This is a genomic window from Vibrio sp. D173a (genome assembly GCF_030248475.1).
Map to the genome: position 1 here is coordinate 1 of NZ_JAHGAH010000427.1, position 615 is coordinate 615.

The window sequence follows — 615 nt, forward strand, 5'->3', positions numbered from 1 at the left end:
GTGTTTCTTGAGTGCTTTGACGAATCTGTTGACGACCGCTGGTTAGGATACTATCCATCAGTGAGTCACCGATTACCGCACGTAGCGCAGAGTCTGTTGCTTGGCGCAAGCTGTCGTCCGCGTTAGTTACACGATACAAGTACTTGTATGGGTCTGAAACACGGTATTGAACACCCATTTCAACCGTCACAACGTTCTCGTCTTTGGTCAGCATGGTGCCAGAAGCACGTAGCGAACGGATCGCTTGAACGTTAACTAGCTGCTCATCGCTGATTTGGTCGATGAAACGTGGGTGCCAGTTAAGCCCCGGCTCTTCAATACGGTCGAACTGACCCAATCGAAGTACCACAGCTCTCTCTGCTTCCCCTACAGTGTAGAAACCCGCAAAGAACCAGATTGCGATTGCGATAACTGCAATGACACCAAAGCCAATTGCACCGCCACCGCCAACAGATGAACCGTTGCCACCTTTTTTACCAAACTTGCCACCCAACTTTTGACTCAGTTTATTGAACACTTCGTCTAAGTCTGGCGGTCCTTGATCTCGGCCACCGCGATTATTTTTATTACCCCAAGGGTCATTATCGCGGCCGTTATCGCCGTTGTTATTTCCAG

1 protein-coding gene is annotated in these 615 nt (G+C 49.6%); it reads right to left on the reverse strand.

The genetic code is table 11. The features are described 5' to 3' along the window. On the reverse strand, positions 1–615 hold a 615-nt coding region (gene hflK, locus KIV40_RS26460), incomplete at both ends, for an FtsH protease activity modulator HflK (RefSeq protein WP_285352152.1).